At 35.2% G+C, this 3,916-nt stretch carries 5 protein-coding genes; all 5 read right to left on the reverse strand.

All coding sequences use genetic code 11. The features are described 5' to 3' along the window. Nucleotides 1–302: 302 nt before the first annotated feature. A complete protein-coding gene (locus ACILQF_RS11530; RefSeq protein WP_395627557.1) occupies nucleotides 303–1,442 on the reverse strand; it encodes an acyl-CoA dehydrogenase family protein in 1,140 nt (379 codons plus the stop codon). Nucleotides 1,443–1,735: 293 nt separating this feature from the next. Beyond that, on the reverse strand, nucleotides 1,736–1,909 hold the full coding sequence (locus ACILQF_RS11535) for a hypothetical protein (protein ID WP_395627553.1): 174 nt from the start codon (nucleotides 1,907–1,909) through the stop codon (nucleotides 1,736–1,738). Further along, nucleotides 1,896–2,480: a zeta toxin family protein gene (locus ACILQF_RS11540; protein ID WP_395627554.1), complete on the reverse strand. Its 585-nt coding sequence runs from the start codon at nucleotides 2,478–2,480 to the stop codon at nucleotides 1,896–1,898. The genes ACILQF_RS11535 and ACILQF_RS11540 overlap by 14 nt, the downstream gene beginning before the upstream one ends. Before the next feature lie 211 nt (nucleotides 2,481–2,691). Then, complete coding sequence (locus tag ACILQF_RS11545; RefSeq protein WP_395627555.1) at nucleotides 2,692–2,928, reverse strand: hypothetical protein; 237 nt, start codon at nucleotides 2,926–2,928, stop codon at nucleotides 2,692–2,694. Nucleotides 2,929–2,954: 26 nt separating this feature from the next. Further along, nucleotides 2,955–3,401, reverse strand: a complete 447-nt coding sequence (locus tag ACILQF_RS11550; RefSeq protein ID WP_395627556.1) for an HNH endonuclease — start codon at nucleotides 3,399–3,401, stop codon at nucleotides 2,955–2,957. Between the last annotated feature and the right edge of the window lie 515 nt (nucleotides 3,402–3,916).

Genomic DNA, 3,916 nt, shown 5'->3' on the forward strand with positions numbered 1-3,916 from the left:
AATTTGCGTGAACGAGTAAAATCAGTATATAGTAGTTAGTTGGTTAGTAGTTAGTTGGTTAGGCTGGCGACATCTGAGGAAGGTGCTTTTGAGTTCCCTCTGGTTGGTGTTGTCACCATACTACTTTCCCTGTGGTTAGTGTTGTCACCATACCACTTTCCCTGTGGTTGGTGTTGTTACCATACCACTTTCCCTGCGGTTGGTGTTGTCACTATACCATTTTCCCTGTGGTTGGGGTTGTCACCATACCACTTTCCCTGTGGTTAGTGTTGTAAACCTTTCCAATCAACCTTAGCCTAAACTTATACAAACGCATTCAATCCAGTAATATCCATTCCCGTAATTAATAAATGAATGTCATGGGTGCCTTCATAGGTAACAACTGATTCCAGGTTCATCATGTGTCTCATTACTGGATATTCGCCGGTGATGCCCATTCCGCCTAATATTTGTCGCGCTTCACGGGCAATATTGATGGCCGTTTCCACACTGTTTCTTTTAGCCATTGATATTTGTGCGGCACTAGCCCTATTTTCATTTTTTAAGACCCCCAAGCGCCAAACAAGGAGCTGTGCTTTGGTGATTTCTGTAATCATTTCAGCCAATTTTTTCTGTTGTAATTGGAAGCCACCAATTGGGCGCCCAAACTGGACGCGTTCTTTGGAATAACGAAGCGCCGTATCATAGCAGTCCATGGCTGCTCCTAAAGCCCCCCAAGCAATTCCGTAGCGTGCTTGGTTTAAGCATCCCAGCGGACCTTTAAGTCCTTTGACATTAGGCAATAAATTCTTTTTAGGCACTTTTACATTGTCAAATACCAGCTCACCACTTGCTGAGGCTCTTAAGCTCCATTTCCCATGAATTTCGGGAGCGCTAAAGCCTTCCATTCCTTTCTCAACGATAATTCCACGTATAATTCCTTCTTCGTCCTTAGCCCATACAATGGCAATATCTGCAAATGGAGAGTTCGAAATCCACATTTTAGCGCCATTCAACAGGTAATAATCACCCATATCTTTGATGTTGGTTGTCATACTACCGGGGTCAGAACCATAATCGGGCTCGGTTAATCCGAAGCAGCCCATGTATTCACCTGAAGCTAACTTTGGGAGGTAGTGCATTTTTTGCTCTTCCGAACCATAGGCAAAAATGGGGTACATGACCAATGAACCCTGAACGGAGGCGGTGGAGCGAATACCTGAGTCGCCGCGTTCAATTTCCTGCATGATTAAACCATAGGAAATATAATCTAAACCCGCTCCGCCATAATTTGTCGGTATGGTTGGTCCGAAAGCTCCAATCTCAGCTAATCCTGGAAGGAGGTGTTTTGGGAATATGGCTTTCTGTGCGCAATCTTCAATTATCGGGCTAACTTCTTTCTTTACCCAGCTACGAACCGAATCGCGAATTAACTTATGCTCTTCGCTTAATAATTCATCCATCTGAAAATAATCAGGAGCTTCATAAAGATCATTTTTTGAAGATCTTTGAATAGAATTTGGGTCGAAATTTTGAATGGACATCGCTTTAGATTTTTTTAAAATTACTAAAATAGCACGGCAAATTTAATCTTTAGTTCGTAATAAATTGTTTGTGGTAAAGAATTATAAATGGTGAAATTTGTTGGGGTAAGATGGGGGATTGCTAAAACATAAAAATATCAAAAATGAATTGAGCAATCAATCTAAAGGGGAAATAATGGTTTTTACCAAACGGCGGTTAGGAGATAGGAATATTAAGGCTTAATTCTTACAATTTCATTATTCCGCAAAACTACCAATTCGCTATTTGTCATTTTCTTAAATGCTAATAGTTTTTCATAGGCTATTTCCAATCCTTTTAGAATTTTCTTTTTTTCTTCTAATTGAATTTTCCTTTTTTCTTCTAATTGAATATCAGTTATTTTCATAATATTTCTTTAAAAGGTTAAACTTAGTTTGATTCACAATATTTAGTGAATTATGCATTTGTTTATCGGCTAAAAGTTCATGTTTGCCTTCAGAATTATCAAAAATCATAGCTCCATCAACAATGGGAAGGTAAATATCAAATAAGTTTTTTATTCCTCTATAATATCTTCTTTCAATAATTTCTGAATCGATGTTGTGCCCGCCTTCGGAAACTCTTGCTTTTACACGTTCCTTAGCTAATTCAATATTTTGAAGCCAAAAAAATAGTAATGTAACCCGATAACCTTTATTCTGGGCTTGGATAATTTTGCTTTTATAGCTTTTTGTTGATAAGGTAGTTTCAAAAGCAAAGGTTTTATTGTCAGAAATTAATTCGTTGATTCTGCTAAGCATTATTCTCCCAGATTCAAACGCCACATTTTGTGGTTGAAAAGGGGAAAGCCCTTTTGCAATTTCGTCTGCATTAACAAATTCTTTACAGTCTAAAATTTCAGGTAAAATGGTAAATGATGCAGTAGTTTTGCCCGCTCCGTTACAACCTGCAATTATAAAAAGTTTTTTGTCATTCACATTTGTAAATTTACATAATATTTCCGCTAATTTTTAGAATTGATCTTTTTGGAAATAATGTTGTTATTGTACGATTCGCTTTGTGAAATTGAGTGTTTTAAAAACTAAATTTTATTGGATGATCTAATCACTGAATTGCTAATTTCTTGTGACTGCTATTTGGCTATCCGTTTTTATAGCTTCCTTTCAATAATTTATTGTGTAAAATTAATTAGGAATGTTTGTTGTATATCATTTGGCAAACTTTATCCATTGCTTTAAAAATTGTAACATCAAAATTGGAAGCATTGCTAATGTTTGTTAAAGCTAACACAGCAAGGTACAGTAGGTCATTATCTTGACGCTTAATACGTTCTATGAAATTTATTTTATTGCTTCCTTTTGGTGAATCTGAAACAATTATTTCATCCGTATTCTTATCTATTGCAAATAAAATATTCTGGTTCATTGCTTTTTAAATTGTTTTATAAATTATTAGTGCAAATAACATCGACCATTGGAATTGCTTGTCATATTTCTACATCTCGCTCCTTTTTTTGTTGCTCCTACGCATTGTCTAGAGGTTGTGGAAGACTTTCGAGTGCTAGATACATTGGAATTAGACGATCTGTTTTTACTTGCCTTGCCTTCACAACAATTAGTCCCTACTTTTCTATTATGTACTTTACAATAGCAGCTATTTGACTTACTTCGATTGCATTTTTGACAAAGTAATTGAATATTTGAGGCATCACTCGTACCACCACAAGAATATGGAGTGATGTGGTCATATTCTAAGTTTTGTGAACTGCCACAGCATTGACAAAGGCCACCGTTTCTAGCATAAATAACCTTTTTTGTTGTTTCTGAAATATAGCGACTTTGAGAAAAGCAACAAACACTTAAAAAAAGTAGTGTTAAGATTAAATATAGCTTTTTCATGCTTAACTTGACTTTGACGATTTGTTTAAATTTTATTGTGATTCGGTTCAATAAGGTTGCTCTATAACTCAAATAAACCCCTTTACAAAATCCCTCATACTTATCTAAAACAGGGGAGTAAGCATGAAATTACTTAGAATAATAGTTTAGCTAAAACTATAAAAAATTTAACGAAGACTCATCCACTTAAAATAATTTACTAGGTTTTTATAAAAATCAGATGAAATAATTCCTGCAAATTTAAATTGTTGCCAATGATGGGTCATTTTGAATAATAATCAATTTTATACCTTGAAATATGCCATTAAAATCAGCTCGAATTTGCCATCTTCAAATTGAATCAACTCCCCATTTCTCAATATCGATTGAATGTATAAGGCATTTCAACAATTATTATATCTTTGATTTATGATTTGGAAATTAGTAAAAACAGAATTGCCTGAGCAGGCTAAAGACGTATTGTTATTTGATGGAGGTCAGATTTATTTTGGCTTTTACAGCGAAATCTACGATAA

The sequence above is a fragment of the Daejeonella sp. genome, assembly GCF_044232565.1.
In the GTDB taxonomy this organism is placed as follows: domain Bacteria; phylum Bacteroidota; class Bacteroidia; order Sphingobacteriales; family Sphingobacteriaceae; genus Daejeonella.

Coding starts and splice junctions, on each gene's coding strand:
- ACILQF_RS11530 (WP_395627557.1), bottom strand. CDS start 1,442: ATGGATGAATTATTAAGCGAAGAGCATAAGTTAATTCGCGATTCGGTT.
- ACILQF_RS11545 (WP_395627555.1), bottom strand. CDS start 2,928: ATGAACCAGAATATTTTATTTGCAATAGATAAGAATACGGATGAAATA.
- ACILQF_RS11535 (WP_395627553.1), bottom strand. CDS start 1,909: ATGAAAATAACTGATATTCAATTAGAAGAAAAAAGGAAAATTCAATTA.
- ACILQF_RS11550 (WP_395627556.1), bottom strand. CDS start 3,401: ATGAAAAAGCTATATTTAATCTTAACACTACTTTTTTTAAGTGTTTGT.